General features: G+C 49.3%; 13 protein-coding genes and 1 riboswitch. Of the genes, 5 read left to right on the top strand and 8 right to left on the bottom strand.

All coding sequences use genetic code 11. From position 1 onward, the window contains the following. Window positions 1–5: 5 nt before the first annotated feature. The 4 genes from AC1DLI_RS27685 to AC1DLI_RS27670 all read right to left on the bottom strand — a co-directional run bounded on the left by AC1DLI_RS27685 (window position 6) and on the right by AC1DLI_RS27670 (window position 4,658). Window positions 6–482: a C40 family peptidase gene (locus tag AC1DLI_RS27685; protein ID WP_477607904.1), complete on the bottom strand. Its 477-nt coding sequence runs from the start codon at window positions 480–482 to the stop codon at window positions 6–8. Between the two features lie 3 nt (window positions 483–485). Next, window positions 486–638: riboswitch (cyclic di-AMP (ydaO/yuaA leader) on the bottom strand. A gap of 417 nt (window positions 639–1,055) precedes the next feature. Further along, window positions 1,056–1,640 carry a hypothetical protein gene (locus AC1DLI_RS27680; protein ID WP_477607902.1) on the bottom strand — a complete coding sequence of 195 codons (585 nt, stop codon included), beginning with the start codon at window positions 1,638–1,640 and terminating at the stop codon, window positions 1,056–1,058. Between the two features lie 159 nt (window positions 1,641–1,799). Further along, entirely contained in the window at window positions 1,800–2,615 is an 816-nt protein-coding gene (locus AC1DLI_RS27675) for a hypothetical protein (protein WP_477607900.1), read from the bottom strand. A 27-nt stretch (window positions 2,616–2,642) separates the two neighbouring features. After that, entirely contained in the window at window positions 2,643–4,658 is a 2,016-nt protein-coding gene (locus tag AC1DLI_RS27670) for a M1 family metallopeptidase (RefSeq protein WP_477607897.1), read from the bottom strand. Between the two features lie 106 nt (window positions 4,659–4,764). Between AC1DLI_RS27670 and AC1DLI_RS27665 the strand changes: the two genes are divergently transcribed. The 5 genes from AC1DLI_RS27665 to AC1DLI_RS27645 all read left to right on the top strand — a co-directional run bounded on the left by AC1DLI_RS27665 (window position 4,765) and on the right by AC1DLI_RS27645 (window position 8,526). Then, window positions 4,765–5,289 carry a YwhD family protein gene (locus AC1DLI_RS27665; RefSeq protein ID WP_477607895.1) on the top strand — a complete coding sequence of 175 codons (525 nt, stop codon included), beginning with the start codon at window positions 4,765–4,767 and terminating at the stop codon, window positions 5,287–5,289. A 310-nt stretch (window positions 5,290–5,599) separates the two neighbouring features. Then, window positions 5,600–6,052: a sigma-70 family RNA polymerase sigma factor gene (locus AC1DLI_RS27660; RefSeq protein ID WP_477607893.1), complete on the top strand. Its 453-nt coding sequence runs from the start codon at window positions 5,600–5,602 to the stop codon at window positions 6,050–6,052. Beyond that, complete coding sequence (locus tag AC1DLI_RS27655) at window positions 6,049–6,624, top strand: zf-HC2 domain-containing protein (RefSeq protein ID WP_477607891.1); 576 nt, start codon at window positions 6,049–6,051, stop codon at window positions 6,622–6,624. Before AC1DLI_RS27660 ends, AC1DLI_RS27655 begins: the two co-directional genes overlap by 4 nt. Before the next feature lie 34 nt (window positions 6,625–6,658). Beyond that, entirely contained in the window at window positions 6,659–7,840 is a 1,182-nt protein-coding gene (locus tag AC1DLI_RS27650) for a hypothetical protein (protein WP_477607889.1), read from the top strand. Beyond that, window positions 7,837–8,526 carry a hypothetical protein gene (locus AC1DLI_RS27645; RefSeq protein WP_477607887.1) on the top strand — a complete coding sequence of 230 codons (690 nt, stop codon included), beginning with the start codon at window positions 7,837–7,839 and terminating at the stop codon, window positions 8,524–8,526. The genes AC1DLI_RS27650 and AC1DLI_RS27645 overlap by 4 nt, the downstream gene beginning before the upstream one ends. 174 nt (window positions 8,527–8,700) lie before the next feature. Here AC1DLI_RS27645 and AC1DLI_RS27640 read toward each other — a convergent pair whose 3' ends face one another. The 4 genes from AC1DLI_RS27640 to AC1DLI_RS27625 form a co-directional block, all read right to left on the bottom strand. Next, window positions 8,701–9,729 (bottom strand): N-acetyltransferase family protein, encoded by a 1,029-nt coding sequence (locus AC1DLI_RS27640; protein ID WP_477607885.1) that lies wholly within the window; start codon window positions 9,727–9,729, stop codon window positions 8,701–8,703. 200 nt (window positions 9,730–9,929) lie between these two features. Beyond that, window positions 9,930–10,259, bottom strand: a complete 330-nt coding sequence (gene cyoD / locus AC1DLI_RS27635) for a cytochrome o ubiquinol oxidase subunit IV (RefSeq protein ID WP_477607883.1) — start codon at window positions 10,257–10,259, stop codon at window positions 9,930–9,932. A 1-nt stretch (window position 10,260) separates the two neighbouring features. Then, entirely contained in the window at window positions 10,261–10,902 is a 642-nt protein-coding gene (gene cyoC, locus AC1DLI_RS27630; protein WP_477607881.1) for a cytochrome o ubiquinol oxidase subunit III, read from the bottom strand. Continuing rightward, window positions 10,902–12,872, bottom strand: coding sequence for a cbb3-type cytochrome c oxidase subunit I (locus AC1DLI_RS27625; protein WP_477607879.1), 1,971 nt, complete (start codon window positions 12,870–12,872; stop codon window positions 10,902–10,904). Before AC1DLI_RS27625 ends, cyoC begins: the two co-directional genes overlap by 1 nt. Window positions 12,873–12,916: the final 44 nt, after the last annotated feature.

Genomic DNA, 12,916 nt, shown 5'->3' with positions numbered 1-12,916 from the left:
TTACTCTATTGAGCGTCGGCATACGTTTGGAAAGAATCCGCATCCATGACACGACGTGCAGTCACAAAACGGTTTTCATAATAAGATGAGTTAAGTTTGTCTGTTACAACGCCTCTGCTAGAGGAGGAGTGTGCAAACTTTCCATCTCCAATGTAAATGCCAACATGGGATACGGCGCTGTTGTTGCCGCCGGCTGTGTCGAAGAACACAAGATCTCCCGGAAGTAGGTCTGATTTAGCGACCTTCGTGCCTGATTTTGCTTGCGAGCCGGAAGTGCGCGGAAGATCGATGCCCATTTTATCGAACACATAGCTCGTAAAGCCGGAGCAATCAAAACCTCTCGACGTTGTTCCGCCGCTTTTGTACGGAGTACCAATAACATCACTGATATATCCGTTTAATTTCGAGTCTGCGAAAGCGCTTCCCGCTTGAAAAGCGAGCACGAGAACGAGACCCAGGAGTATTGCGGTAACCTTTTTCAATTGTGAAACTCCTTCCAATGCCGACGAGGTTAGCTGTGGGGTTCGGTTGAAGGTTCCCTATGATTCCTCAGGCGCTGCAAATTAATCAGACGTCAGAATCAATTCACCCAAAGTGGTTCCCCCGTTTCCCGATAGGGAATTAGGCCGTTTTTTATTGCTCTTGAGAATTATTCGATTATTTTCATTCATCTCCTGCCTTTAATTGCAATTTCTAATAATTCTCATGTAACCTTTTGGCAATTCGCTCCGTTTAACCGTTTTTTGTGTAAAATAAACGCTCGATAATAGTTCTTTCTAACTAAAAGCCATGACTCAATTTCATTAATTATGTGGCTATTGTGTAAAATATACCGTTTTGTCCTTTAGCAGCCACGCCCAGCGGGCTAGTCTTAAGTCCCATAAACGGCGGTAGTTAGCGGATTATTCGTATAAGATTAAAAAAATCTCATATTTTTTAGCGCTAGATTACAAGGCAAACAGACGCATTGGGACAAGGAACGACTTCTATGTCGTTATTCAAAAGAAAAAGGGACCGTTCATATGAACGGCCCCTTTCGGGAAGAAGCATTTCATTTATTTGGCGGTAATGATTTTCTCGGAAATGAGCTGCGGATCGCCGTTCTTCTGTTCCATCCAAAAACGCAGCTTGTATTTGCCTACGTATTTAAAGTCATAAGAGACAAGCTTCGAGCTGAACCAGAAGGTATCCTTCTCAACAAATTCCTTGAAATCATCATCATCCTGGCTGCGCCGGTCAATGATAGTTTCTTTATCGTTAGGGTCAACAAGGGTGACCTTAAATTCCGTAATGGAGACATTTAAGTTATCGATTTGCGCTTGCACCAAAAACTTCTGAACGCTGCCTTTATCAACTTGCCCGAACATCGTTCTTTTCTCATTCATCAGAAACATATGAACATTGGGCTTCTGGATGAGAAGCTTCTTCTCGCTGCCCTTCCACTGGATAAAAGCTTGCAAGGAATCGCTTAAGGATCGGATGTTGATGTATACCTTATCATCTACGAGCAGGCCATCCTCTGCGCTTTGCTTATTATTGTAAACCAGCGTCACCTTCTGCATTAATTTGTCTGCTGCAACTAATGAACCGCCAGATATAAGCAATGCCATCGATATGATAATCAGTTTTTTACGCATCATTTGCGTGTATCCCCCATTGTTCAGATTCTCTTAACTATTTATACAGAAATGTCATCATTTAGTTGCGCTTGTCTGCAAAATAAAAAAGCCTTCGTTTCCACAGCAATAGTGGGGCCGAAGGCTTCTTATTCCTATAATGTCCACGGCCGTTTACGCTTGCTACAATTGTTTGGTCTGCAGGTAATCGTACTGCGCGGCTATCGTCCATACCTTCATCAGTGTGCGAATCAGGTGATAGCCCTGATGCAGAATGAGTGCGAACAGCCCCGCCCAAAGCATAGATAAACTCGTGACAGCGAGTCCCGCGGCAGCTCCAATCCCCCACATGATAAGCGATAGGGCTCCGTACGAGATAAAATTTCGGAGCGCCCGCCAAAGGGAACTGAATATGCCTTCGCCCGAAGCGGCGCCGAACTGCATGGCTAGGAACAACAGGTGCAGCAGCGTGCCCCAAAGCAGCCACAGCGCTGCGCCGGGAAGAACCGCCTGCAGCAGTTCAGGTACAGAGCCGCTCCCCAGCAGGGCATCAAGCGAGCGCGGTAGCACATACCAAGCGGGTGCAAGCGAGAGGATGGCCTCGATCCAGTAAAGGAGAACCACTGGCTTCCACGCTTTGCGGATGCCCTCCAAAAACCGGGTCCCCCCGTCTGACCGGGCTTGGTTCAGCGAATAGAAAAGCCCGGCATTAAACAAGGGGGTGATCAGCATTCTTGCAACGAGAAGGCCTCCAAGCGTCCAAACGTAAGGAGAGATGATATCAGTCTTGAACAGCTGGAACTGCGCTTCGGTCATGAAGAGCTGAGCGGCCACATCAGACGGATATGAGCTTGGATATCTCCGCAGCAGCGGGGATATGACCGAATCAATGAAACGGTAGAGGAAAAATCCCCATAGCAGCTGATATAAGAATAACAAAATAACGAGGTAAAAATGTTTAACCGCGAGTTGCCAGCCTTGCTTCAAATGTATCTTCATCGTTTATCGCTCCTTGAACGCAGTTACTTACCAGCTCAGCGACCCGAGCAGACCTTCAATTAGCTTGACTGCGCCGAGGCTCCATCTCGTCCGCTTGTCCTCAGGCAGTTGAGCCTGCATATAGTTGTTGATGAGCTTGTTGTCGAGCACATTGCTGTAACTAGGGTCGACAATGGCCCATTCAAGCGGAGATGAATGCAGCAGCTTGTATTGCATATGGGATTCTTCGGCGTTCCATAGCTTCGTTACTTGGGAGCCGTCTGTAAATTTCATTAGAACTTTGATGTCGCCATTGCTGCCGCCGTTCTTTTTGACGAGCACAATCGATTCATACATCTGAGCTCCATCCTTCGTAACCGGACGAACATGTATGGATTCAATAGAGAAATCAGCCATTTGATCGTCGTATACGTACTGACTGAAATAATCATGCCAATTGCCTTTGGTTACCTGCTCGACAACACGCTGGAAATCAGCGGTGTTCGGGTGTTTGAATTTAAATTTTTGAAAATAGGTGCGTAATATTTTCTGCATGGTTCTGGAGCCGACCTGATTTTCTATTCCGACAAGCACGAGCTTGGCCCGCATATATACGTTTTCCGCGTATTGCGAGTGGCTGCCATAAGACCAGGACAGCTGCTTGAGCGGCGCGGGATCGGTCATGTAACTGGCCTCCATTCGCAAATTCGACTCTAAACCATAAGCAGTTTCCATGACTTTATCCTCGGCGTAGGACGTAAAGCCTTCGTCCAGCCAAGCCTCTTCGAACTCATTGGATGCCACCATTCCGTACCAGTATTGATGTCCGATCTCATGCACGACCGTACGCTCGAGATCGTAGCCGGGATTTTCCTTCTCAGCGGCAAAGGCGGTAATGAGCGTTGGATACTCCATGCCGCCGGCTCCATTTGCCCCTTTCGGAGGCACAACGACCGAGAGCGTGCTGTAAGGGTACTCGCCATACCACTTTGCATAGCTGGAGAGAGCGGACTTGGCGGCGTGCATGTAACGATCCTTTAGGGCTGCATGCGTGGGATCGAGGTATAGCTTGATCCGTACGCCTGGAATACCCGTATCGGAGTAGGCCGTCTCCTCATAGACAAAGTCCGGCGAGGCTGACCAAGCAAAATCGTGAACGTCATCCGCGTAAAATTGGTAAACCTTCATCTGGTCTTTGATTTCTATTGGCTTGGTTTGGAAGCCGGTAGCAGCAACCGTGTAGGCTTCAGGAACCTTAATCTTTACACTGTATATGCCGAAGTCGCTGTAAAACTCGGAATTTCCATGATATTGGTGTACATTCCAGCCTTCGGCGGTACGTCCCCGTGTTCCAATCGTTTCATAGACGGCGAGCTTTGGAAACCATTGTCCCGCCATGACGAAATTACCGGAATAGCCCATTCTTGCGAAAACCTCGGGCAGCTTCACCTCATAGCCCATTTGAAGCGTTACGGATTTGCCTGGGGCCACAGGCTCAGGCAGGCGTATTTTGGCCAAGGTGAAGTCATCGGCATTGCCGTCATCTGGCTGCACGTATTGCAGACGCGGCAGCAAGCTCTCGCCGTTAAGCGTTTCTAACGTTAGCAGCTTCATATAGCCTTGGCTGTTCTGGGTTGCTTTGTCCTGACGGAGCTTGCCCCCGGACTCCTTCATAAACGTGGATTGCTCTGAATGGAAAGCGTTCGGGTACAGATGGAAATAGAGCTCGGACACTGTTTTTTTGCCGGGGTTGGTCCAGGTTACAGTCTGCTCACCGTTTAATTGCTTTGCGTTATCAACCAAATGTACGCTGATATGGTACTCAACGATACGTTTGCTGAGCTCCTGCGGTTTTGGTGTCATGACCGTGTTCGGTTCCTGCACAACTGGCGGCTTGGCCGATTTTTGCGCAGGGGCTGGTGCTTGCTTGGCTTTGGCGGCAGGGGCGAAAGCATAAGTATATTGGGATTGCCAAGCAGTCCCGAAGCCGTACTGCACAGATAAACCGAGCATGACGACTGCGAGTATTACGAGTAAAATTCGTTTGAAATAGCGTGGAGTCATTGAACGTTTCCCTCCCGTTGACAAGCATCTACAGCATGTATATGTTTGCTTTTCGATGATTATTAGCTAAAATGGAATTATTGTATTGGGGAAGGTGTGAATACGCATGACGGAAGAACAAGGACAGCCGGCTCAGCCGGAAAAGAAGGAAAAGAAATCACTGTCGCTCAACGTAGTGAGCAACAAACAACATAAAGGCTTTGGCGCGGGGACCATTGATTTGAGCGCCGTATCCTGTGTCATTATCGATGCTGGCGTCGCTTATATCGATGTAGGCGCCATGCATGCAAAGAGTAAAGTAGAGCGCGGCATCAAGTTTACGCCGAACAAAGAGGATACGCCAAACGGCCGCCAGTGCTGGATCGTATGGGTAGCCGTCGACCGCAACGAGGAAGGCTCTTATTACGCCGGGGCAACGGCATGCGAGATGCTCATCGATACCGAGGCGCGCCGCGGCTGGAAAATTCTTGCCGATCACGTCAACAAACTGGACCATTCCATTAAGCGCCGCTATAACCTGACGGAGCTTGGCGAGGTAGATAAAGCTGCGCTTCGCAAGCTGCTCGTTGAGCATAACCAAGAGTGGTGGGACCGCTCTCCGGAAGAGCTCAAGCAAGCGCTGAACGTGTAGCAGCGGGCATTTCGTGATTCGCAGTGCAGGCGTGTTCGCCAATAAGGGATGAGAATCCCCGTCATTCGTATGGATTGCCTTACGAATGACGGGGTTTTCTGTGTGTTCGGACGTTTTTTAGAAAGTGCATGAAAGTTTTTTTATTTTTAGTGCAGGGTAAGAAGGACTGGCTGGCGTCTATTAGACTGGGAAGGAGGGGAGCGACATTCAAGACGAGGATTGGATCATAGCGGTACAAAAGGGCGGGCCCGAGCATTATGGCCTTTTCGTGCAGGCGTATGGTTCTTATATATATAGAACAGTCTTCGCCGTGCTTCACTCCCCGCATGATGCGGAGGATGTTACGCAGGAAGTGCTGCTGCAAATCTATCGCTCCCTTCCGGAATGCCGATTAGATGGGCTTAAAACGTGGATTACCCGCATTGCCGTTAATCGATCGATTGATTTCAAGCGAAGCAGGGCTCGCAGACCTGAGGAACTGGCAGACGATGATGCGATGTCTGAGAAAATGCATGAAGAAAATGCCGTAATGCCGGCTGCGGAGCTCGTTGCAATCGAGCAGGCTAACCGGAAGCATGTTCGCGAGCGGGTAGAAGAAATGCCGGATAACTATCGCGAGGTCGTAACCGCATTTTATATGGAGGACAAATCGTATGAGCAGATCGCGGCCGAAACAGGACTAGAGCTCAAAAGCGTAGAGTCTAGGCTGTACCGGGCACGAAGTTGGATGAAGCGCCACTGGCGGAAGGAGGATTTCGAATGAGGAATGGGCACATACCGCAGGATCTGATGAGTCGATATGTCAACGATAGGCTAGCTGAGACTGAACGTGCAGGGATAGAGCAGCATTTGACTGGCTGTGATTTCTGCTTGAACCTCTTTATGGCTGCGATTGCATCGTCTGAGGACGAGGAGCATTCATCCTTTTACGTCGGAGACAGCGAGTCTCGCATACCTCTACCTGATATGATGCTGCTTGAGCAGCGCGTCGTTGGGCAGTTGAAGAGCGAACAAGAGCTCCATGAAACTAAAGCTGCAGCACCGAGCTTATCTGCGTCCAAGCATGAGAAGCCTCCCCGCCTGCGCACATGGCTTCAGCACCCAGTGACACACTACACGATAGCAGCCTCCATTACGCTGCTGCTGCTTGTCAGCGGAACCTTTACTTCCTTCTCGCAGAAGCTGGCGCAGATGGATATGAATGAGAACATGGAGCAGGCCATGCCTCCGAAACCGCCAGCGGCCAACGATAAACCTTCGGAATCGTGGTCGGACAAAATAGTCGATCAAACCGGATCATGGTTAGATGGCTTGAAAGCGACCCGTTTTAAATAATAGAAAACAAGGACATGGAAAGGAAGGATAGCTTATGAATAAAAGCCCTTTAGTGGCGTTTTTGCTGGCATTTATGCCCGGCGTAGGACATGGCTATATAGGCCGGCCCGTGCGCGCGGTGCTGTATGGGGGAGGTTTTTTTGGATCGCTGGCTTTGCTTCTGCTTTTATCGATGGCTAACGGGTCTGGTAATGATGAAGTAATCGTACTCTTAATGCTTGCCTTTTTTGTCTGGGTCATTAATATGATCGATATGCTGTTTACCCTGCTGGTAGGCAAAGGCGTATCGCGGCATCCGGTGCATCCGACACAGCATTACCCGCATGAGTATCAAGCGGAGCACTTCGGTCCCGGCTTTGTGCCCTTGGAGCCCCAGCAGCAGCGCGAGAAATCGCGGACGATTTTGTACTCTCTCGTACCGGGCCTTGGCCATATGAATATGGGTCTCATGCAGCGGGGAATAACCATTCTGATTTCGTTTATCGGCTGGTTTGCGATTATCGTCTTTTTAAGCGCAATCATTCAAAGGGGAGAGCTGCTTATCTTCCTGCTTGCACTGCCAGTCATATGGATATACAGCATGTTTGATGCGATCAGCAAGCTGCATGCCAAGCAGCGCGGCGAGCAATTGGTGGATCGCGCCATATTCGAGGATATGGAAGCCTATATTGCTTCGGGGCGCAAAAGCAAGGTGCTTGCTATAGCGCTATCGATATTCCCAGGTGCAGGCCATCTCTATTTGGGCTTGCAAAAGCGGGGACTGCAGCTGATGGGCGGCTTTCTGTTGACCGTTTTTATTATGGACAATTTGCGGTTGTCGCTGTTTTTCTTCCTGCTTCCGCTGTTCTGGTGCTTCGCTTTCTTCGATGCGCTGCAGCAGACATCGCGTTATGAGCGTGAGACGCTTACGGATGAGCCTGTGCTGACGCAGCTGGTCYCTTATCAGCGCTGGTTTGGCATCGGGCTGCTAGGCTTTGGTGTTTACTATTTGCTCGACCGTGTGGCCGCAGAGGTTACATCCCACTTTTCGAATGAGATTTATAGGCAGTATATGGCGGTCAAATATATGATTCCAACGGCGGTTGTTGCTTTCATTATGATCATTGTTGGATTGCGGCTGGCATTCGGAAGCAGAGCAGCTGGGGATAGAGGCAGGGGAAAACCTCCGGAGCTTCCACCGACGTTACTTGCTAAGCACGGGGAGGAATCTCGTTGAATCCCGTAAATATGGCGAACCCGGCGGTTAATAAAGTGGAAGGCTTGCGTACCTGGCGCGTCGGCTCCTTATCGATGGGGGTTACGCTGATGCTTATGGGTACCGCGCTTGCAGTATCGCTTTGGCAGGATATAGAGGCCTACGAAGTGCTGATGTGGGTGGCTCCCGTTGTATTTATCATGCTTGGGACAGAACTGCTGCTTTATCTGAAGTTTTCAAGCAGCGAGCGGGCAATCGTTCGCTACGACTGGATGAGTGTTTTCTTTGTGGGCGTCGTAGGCATGGCCAGTCTTGGACTCGCCCTGTTGATGTCAACCGGCTTATTCGATGAGCTGCAGAGAGGCATGCAGATGACGCAGCGCTCCGCTTTCGTGGATACGAAAAACGTGAAGGTGCCTGCTGAAATAAACAAAATCGTCCTTCATGCTTGGGACGGGGTAAAGTTGGAGCAGACCGATACACGTGAGCTGAAGCTTCTGGGACAAATTCGCTATTGGTCGGCAGACAAGCTTGAGCGCCTGGATAATAGGCTTCTGCAAACCGAAATTGTTGGCAAAACGATGTATGTAATGGTAGGTGTCGTCGACCGCCGGGATGGCGGGCTGATTTCGGATACGGTTCATGCGGAGCTGACGTTAATTGTACCCCAGGGGATAGAGGTTGTGGAGCAAGACCATCAGCAATAAGAAGTATTAGGACATAACGTAGGGCTGTAAATCAAGGTCATTGACCTTGATTTACAGCCCTTTATTTAATATATAAGAATTTATAAGTTTTCACTTATAAATGGGCTTATATATCTCCGCGAAACGACAGCTTTTGCCACAGAGGACGGCGACAGCCGTTTACGCTTGTATAATTTACTTTGAAATCTTGCTGTGCAGGCTAGCCAACATTTCATCTAGTGGAGCCAGAAGCCGGTAGGAGCCGCGAAGCGGGACATAACCCAGCTTGCGATTAATACGGAGAATAGGCGCGTTTGTGGAATCATTGTCTGTGCGAAGATAAGAAGCGCCGTGATGCTTGGCCAGCTGTATAGCTTTGATTTTTAAAGCCTGTGCTACCTTTTGGCCTCGGTAAGCCCGGCTCACGCCGGTATATTCATGGTACATACCATTGGTTTGCGTGTTGTGCAAAACGTTGGTAACACCTACAAACGTTTCTCCGTCAGCTGCAATAATTACTCGTTCCGGTGCATAGCCGTCTACTTTTAAATACCATTTGCGCCATTCGTTTATTACGGGGACATCTCCCATAAAGCCGGGGATATCAACGAGCGTTTCTTTGTACAGCTCATAAAGCTTGAGCTCGCTTGCCTCGCCAGGCTCATCCGCAAGCGTTAGAAAACGCAGGTCCCCCACCGCGGGCAGATCGGGAATTAGTGCGGCTTGGCGACCCTCTTCGTTATCCAACCGCAGAAGCGACTGAAAGGCATGGCGTTCTTTTGCAAAAGCACGGCGGCTGGCAAAATGCTGCGCATCCTCGTTATCGTCCCATACTTCCGATATGAGCATGGTTGCCCCGAGCTTCAAAGCCCACTCGCCTATGTGAAGCAGCAAGCGCTGACCGATTCCTTGTTTGCGGTATGCTTCCGCAACGATGAGTGTATTGCATAAATGCCCGGGCTCTGTCCATGGCGCTCGCCATGACCAAATATAGCCGACAATTTCCCCTTGCTCATTGACCGCAACCTGACGCTCGCGATCGTATCCAGCGAGCAAGCCGTTCTCATCCATCCATGTGTGTCCAACCTCGTAGAGCTTCTGGTCATCCTCTAGAAGACGCTCCGCTGAAGTCGGCTCTGACCATACTTGGTTTAGCAATCCAGCCAGCTGCTCATAATCATCCGGCAGCTGCAAGGGACGAAGAATAATGGTTATCGTGATCACCCCATGTTTTTATTTGTTTCTCTTTAGGGGAATTATGACATGACGGCAAGGGGAGTAGGAAGGGAGAATATGATTATAAACAATAAAGAACATACGAGGAGAGATGCGGCTGCTTTCTTATATAAGAAAAAAACTGCGCCGCAGTCACTGTGACTTTGGCGCAGTTTTTTTTCTGGAATTTATTAATGCACAGTCAGCTATCAGGCCACCGTATTATAAGTCATGATCCAAATGGAGCCGGCAACGATCGTCAGCAAAATAACAAGGCCGAAGATGAGCGCCATAAGATTGAATCGCGGCTTCTCCTCATCTCTAATGTGCATGAAGAAGAGGAGCTGCACGGCAAACTGCAAAATGGCCATGACAAGGATAAGCACGGTTGCAGCCTTTTTGCTCAGCATATCATTCATCACAACAACGAGCGGGATAATCGTCAAAATGATGGAGAAGAGGAAACCGATAACATAGGATTTCATCGAACCGCCATGGGATTCGTGTGCATTATGCGAATGCGTATCATGCTTTTCCATCCTACATCACCCCCATCAAGTAAACGATAGTGAACACGAAGATCCAAACGACGTCCAAGAAATGCCAGTACAAGCTGATGATGCCGACCTTACGCTTCGTAACGGGCGTGATTCCGCGGCGGCTCAGCTGGAGCATAAGCGCGATCATCCAGACCAGACCAACCGAAACGTGAAGTCCGTGAGTTCCGACGAGAACGAAGAAGGCGGACCAATATGCGCTTGTTCCGATGGTAGCCCCCTCGTGCACCAAGTGCATGAACTCGTTTACTTCTAGAAAAATGAAGGATGCGCCGAGCAAAGCAGTAATGGCGAGCCAGAAGATGAGGCCCCGCTTGTTGCCTTTGTTCATCTCAAGAACAGCGATACCGCTTGTGAAGCTGCTCGTCAGGAGGATGAAGGTGGAAATAATGATTCCGTTCATCTCGAGCAGCTCCGCGCCTGTCGGTCCTCCGTCTGTATTGAGACGAAGGACGACATAAGTGGCGAACAAAGTACCGAATAAGATTACGTCAGTTATAAGAAACAGCCAGAAGCCGAACATTTTCATCGATTCTTGATCATGATGATCGTCATGGTGACCGCCGCCGTGACCGGCACCGTGTCCGCCATGCGCTCCCGCTGGAGTAGAAACTGCATGTGCCATTATTTTGTCCCCCTTAACGCTGCTTCCGTACGTTCGATCTCATCCACCGGAATGTAATAATCGGTATCGTAGGAGAACGAACGAACAAGCATGCAAATGGCTACGCCGATTAGGCCCGGTATGGCCATCCACAGCCAATCCCATACGAAGCCGAAGCCTGCCGTGAACCAGCAAAGCGACATGATGAATGGAATACCTGAGTTTTTTGGCATATGAATCGGCTCAAGCGGAGCCAAAGGCTTCGCAGGCTGGCCGTTTGCAATACGCTGCTTCTCTTCCCACCAATCATCTTGGCTCGTAACCTGCGGCAAGCGAGCAAAGTTGTAGAGCGGAGCAGGAGATGGAATCGACCATTCAAGTGTACGTCCGTCCCATGCGTCGCCGTCTTTCTCCTTCTTGAAGAACTTAATGCTATGAGCGATTTGCCACACTTGGAAAATAAACGCGACACCCATTAAGAATGCTCCGACTGTTGATACGACGTTGAGCGGCTGCCAGCCCATATCAAAGTCGTATTCGTTGAAGCGACGCGTCATACCCATTAGACCAAGTGCATATTGCGGCATGAAGCAAACATAGAAACCGATGTTCCAGAACCAGAAAGCCCATTTGCCAAGGCCTTCATGCAGGCGGAAACCGAACATTTTTGGCCACCAGTAGTAGAGACCTGCGAAATAACCGAACACTACGCCGCCGATCAGCACCTGATGGAAATGTGCGATAAGAAAGTAGCTGTTATGGAACTGGAAGTCAGCCGGCGCAACGGATAAAAGTACACCGGTCATCCCGCCGACAACGAAGCATGGAATGAATGCAATCGTCCACATCATCGGGGTCGTGAATTTGATTCGGCCGCGGTACATCGTAAACAGCCAGTTGAATACTTTAACCCCGGTAGGGATAGCGATCAACATTGTCGTCAAAGCGAAGAATGCGTTGACATTCGCGCCGGAGCCCATCGTGAAGAAGTGATGCGCCCAGGTGAAGAACGAGAAGAAGCTAATGGACATAAGAGCAAACACCATTGATTTGTAGCCGAATAGCTTTTTCTTCGAAAATGCGGATACGATCTCAGAGAATATGCCGAATGCCGGCAAAATAACGATATAAACCTCGGGATGTCCCCACATCCAGATGAGGTTGATGTACATCATCGGATTGCCGCCGCCGTCGAGCGTAAAGAAATGTGCGCCTAGATAGCGGTCAATGAATAGCAAGAATAATGTAACGGTCAGAATCGGGAACGCGAACATAATGGTAATGCAAGACGAAAGCACGGACCATACGAACATTGGCATTTGCATGAGCTTCATGCCTGGCGCGCGCATTTTCAAAATCGTTACAACGAAGTTGATTCCTGTAGCCAAGGAACCGATACCTGAAATTTGGATACCCCAGATATAGAAGTCCTGACCAAGACCTGGACTGCCTGAAAGCTCGGAAAGCGGCGGATAAGCCAGCCAGCCTGCATCCGGCGAGCCGCCGATAATGAAGGAAACGTTAAACAGCATCGCTCCAAAGAAGAACATCCAGAAGCTAAGGGAGTTCAGGAACGGAAATGCAACGTCGCGGGCTCCAATTTGGAGCGGGACGACGATATTGAACAAACCGAACATGAGCGGCATCGCCATGAACAAAATCATAATAACGCCGTGCGTGGTAAAGATCTGGTTATAATGTTCCGGATGCAGGAACTCAAGCTCGGGAGCAGCCAGCTGAACCCGCATCATCAGTGCGTCTACGCCGCCGCGGAACAACATAAGAATGGAAGCGATGATATACATGATACCAATCTTCTTATGATCGACGCTGGTTAACCATTCGGTCCAGAGCCAACGCCATTTTTTGAAAAAGGTGAGCACGAATATGATCGCGACGAGCGACAAGCCAATGGATACTTGAGCCCCTAAAATAAGCGGATCGCCAGTAACGAAAAATTCGGATGCGAATTGTTTAATTTTGTCTAACATGAGGGGTCCTCCTAAAAGTTTGTGGAACAAACTCGCTTCTTAAG

Source organism: Paenibacillus sp. 01T443, from assembly GCF_056398325.1.
The sequence above is the reverse complement of the archived record's forward strand: the minus strand, read 5'-3'. Positions and strand labels throughout refer to the sequence as shown.

What these genes read in the sequence shown, in the direction of transcription:
- AC1DLI_RS27625 (WP_477607879.1), bottom strand. Translation starts at nt 12,872, where the DNA reads ATGTTAGACAAAATTAAACAATTCGCATCCGAATTTTTCGTTACTGGC.
- AC1DLI_RS27670 (WP_477607897.1), bottom strand. Translation starts at nt 4,658, where the DNA reads ATGACTCCACGCTATTTCAAACGAATTTTACTCGTAATACTCGCAGTC.
- AC1DLI_RS27665 (WP_477607895.1), top strand. Translation starts at nt 4,765, where the DNA reads ATGACGGAAGAACAAGGACAGCCGGCTCAGCCGGAAAAGAAGGAAAAG.
- AC1DLI_RS27680 (WP_477607902.1), bottom strand. Translation starts at nt 1,640, where the DNA reads ATGATGCGTAAAAAACTGATTATCATATCGATGGCATTGCTTATATCT.
- AC1DLI_RS27655 (WP_477607891.1), top strand. Translation starts at nt 6,049, where the DNA reads ATGAGGAATGGGCACATACCGCAGGATCTGATGAGTCGATATGTCAAC.
- cyoC (WP_477607881.1), bottom strand. Translation starts at nt 10,902, where the DNA reads ATGGCACATGCAGTTTCTACTCCAGCGGGAGCGCATGGCGGACACGGT.
- AC1DLI_RS27675 (WP_477607900.1), bottom strand. Translation starts at nt 2,615, where the DNA reads ATGAAGATACATTTGAAGCAAGGCTGGCAACTCGCGGTTAAACATTTT.
- cyoD (WP_477607883.1), bottom strand. Translation starts at nt 10,259, where the DNA reads ATGGAAAAGCATGATACGCATTCGCATAATGCACACGAATCCCATGGC.